The sequence below is a fragment of the Kitasatospora sp. NPDC088351 genome, assembly GCF_040685575.1.
Classification (GTDB): Bacteria; Actinomycetota; Actinomycetes; order Streptomycetales; family Streptomycetaceae; genus Kitasatospora.
On sequence record NZ_JBFBIL010000134.1, the window covers coordinates 1 to 2,409 of the forward strand.

3 protein-coding genes are annotated in these 2,409 nt (G+C 70.2%); all 3 read left to right on the top strand.

Annotated features, from left to right (window positions below):
- Positions 1–401 precede the first annotated feature (401 nt).
- Positions 402–656 (top strand): type II toxin-antitoxin system Phd/YefM family antitoxin, encoded by a 255-nt coding sequence (locus tag AB0P06_RS36805; protein ID WP_363615362.1) that lies wholly within the window; start codon positions 402–404, stop codon positions 654–656.
- Positions 653–901 (top strand): type II toxin-antitoxin system RelE/ParE family toxin, encoded by a 249-nt coding sequence (locus AB0P06_RS36810; RefSeq protein WP_363615364.1) that lies wholly within the window; start codon positions 653–655, stop codon positions 899–901. Before AB0P06_RS36805 ends, AB0P06_RS36810 begins: the two co-directional genes overlap by 4 nt.
- A gap of 272 nt (positions 902–1,173) precedes the next feature.
- The gene (locus AB0P06_RS36815) at positions 1,174–2,268 is read left to right on the top strand and encodes a hypothetical protein (protein ID WP_363615366.1); all 1,095 of its coding nucleotides are present in this window, start codon (positions 1,174–1,176) and stop codon (positions 2,266–2,268) included.
- Positions 2,269–2,409: the final 141 nt, after the last annotated feature.

Sequence of the window (2,409 nt, forward strand, 5' to 3'; positions counted from 1 at the left end):
AGCAGAGCAGCGGCGCCGAGCGAGCGAACTCCAGTCCACACTCACACCATCAGGTGACACCAGAACCAGTCAAACACTCACAAACCGCTCTCTGAAGACCCGAGGTCGAGGCCGGGAGGCCATGCAGGAATCCCTGCGGGATGTGGCCCGCGCCCGGCACGCCGAGGCCATGGAGGGACGCCTCGGCATCGTGCAAGCGGGTCCGTAGCGACCAATGCCACCGGGCCAAGGTCCCTGGGCGGGGCAATGTCCAAATCGCCCGCCGGATGCGATTTGCCCACACGGCGACGGCCTGGCCCTCACCGATACGCGGGAGCCAGGCCGTCCTCGTGTCGGTCAGCGGCGCAAGGAGATACTGAGATGTTCCGCGCAGAAGTGCGCACTAGTGCTAGGTTCGGCTTATGGACACCTATCCGATCACCGAGGCCCGCAACAAGCTGGGAGCCCTGGCCCGGCAGGTCAGCGCCGAACAGAAGCACATCGCCCTCTCGGACCGGGGCCAGACCATGGCCGTCCTGATCAGCCCGGCCGAGCTTGAGGAGCTGGAGTACCACCGGGCCACCGCCGAGTACCTGGCCCGCAAGGCCCGTGGCGAGACCGGGCCGGGTGTTCCGCATGATGAGGCCCGCCGCCAGGTCCTCGGAGAGGCTTCGTGACCTACAGCATCGTCTGGGAGCCCGAGGCCCTGGCCGTGGCGCAGAAGTACGCCGCCGACGACCGAGCCGGAATCCAGCAGGCCTTCCAGGCCGTGGACCTGCTCGCCGACAACCCCCGGCCGGCGGGCGCCTTCACGGTCGGGGCCAGCGGGATCTACCGCATCCAGGTCGGCTTCTACCGCGTCCAGTACGAGGTCCACGACCAGACGGTCACCGTCACCGTCTTCCACCTCGGCCGGGCCTGACCACTCAACAGCCCGACGACGAAGCCGGTGGAGGCACGCGCTGCGCCTCCACCGGCTTCGTCATGCGGTCACGCGGCACCGCTGAGGGCCACCGTCTGGCGGGCAGGGCGTAGGCGAAATGCCCCGGGGAGTCGAACAGTGTGACGATCTGATTCCGGACAGTGATGATCCGGATCGGGTCACCTGCCGCCGAGTACCCACCGGGCCATCAGCCCGGCCCCCACGCTTGACCCCGCACGGTCAGCGCCGTGCCCACACCAAGGGGGAGGCAGATGATGGGCACCACCCGGCAGGTCGAGCTGCTGCGCACCGAAGTCGGGCAGATCCTGCAGAACGGACTCCAGGAGCTGCGCGCCGACAACGCGGCTCTGCGTGGCGACAACGCCGCCTTGCGCAGCGAGCTCGCGGCCGCCGTCGCCGAAGGCCTGCGGGAGAACCGCGAGGAGCTTCGTCGAACCCTGGGCCGGGAGCAGAAGGAGCTGATCGAGGCCCGCAAGGAGATCCGGGACCTACGCCGTCAGCTGGACGAGGCCCGCGCCGGCCGTACCGACCCGTCGGCCGAGGCCGCCTTCGACGGGGATCCGGATCGGGATCCGCTGTCCGCCGACCGGGAAGGCAGCACGGTCTGGGAGCCCACCGCCGCAGCCGCCCCCGACCCGTTGCCGCAGGACGACAACGCCCCGATCAGCCAGGAGCCGGCCGCGCCTACCGCCGGCGCCCCGGACATCGCCCCGGCCGGCCAGACGGCGTCCACTGACCGCACCGCCCAGCCAGCCACACTCGTGAAGGAGACCACTGTGACCGAGCCGACCAACGAGCCGACCGACACCGCCGCGGAGGCCGACATGGTCGCCGAACTCGCCGCAGCCGTGAGCCACCTGCTGCCCGCCGCCGAGGCCTCCCCCGTCCAGCTGGCCCCCGCCGAAACGCCTGCGCCGCGCACCGCGACCGGCAAGTCCCAACTGGAAGCCGGCCTCTTTCGCACCCTGGCCAGTGCAGCGTGCGTCAGCGCCGCCGAACTGGTCTGCCACCCCAACGCCTGGCAGTTCATCGGCTCCCGCACCGCGGCCGCCAGCCCGCACTTCCAGTTCCCCGCCGCCGTCGCCCAGGACAAGACCGACATGGTCACGGTCCTTCTGCCCGGTCCCAGCCTCATGGCCGTCATCAAGGCCCTCTACAGCGCCTACTGGGCCGCCGGCAGCGACCTGGCCCACATCGAGGACCGCGCGCTGGCCCTGGCCTACTACACCGCCATCGCCCACGAGGTCCGCAAGACCCAGCCGGTCACCGCCACCACCGAAACCACCGACGCCGACCGGCCCCGCACCCGCATCATCATCGACCAGCGCCCCCACCGGAGCGCCTGAACCGCACCCAGCGGACACGCCAGACCAGCCCCAGTCAGGGCTCGACCGACCTTGGGTTCTAACGGTCCTCGCAACACCCGCGATCTGTGGGAGTTGCGAGGGCCGTGGCTGTTGGACGCGATGATCTTTCGGGTTTGAGGG

Excerpts from the sequence above, each read along its gene's own strand:
- AB0P06_RS36805 (WP_363615362.1), top strand. The coding sequence starts at position 402 with ATGGACACCTATCCGATCACCGAGGCCCGCAACAAGCTGGGAGCCCTG.
- AB0P06_RS36815 (WP_363615366.1), top strand. The coding sequence starts at position 1,174 with ATGATGGGCACCACCCGGCAGGTCGAGCTGCTGCGCACCGAAGTCGGG.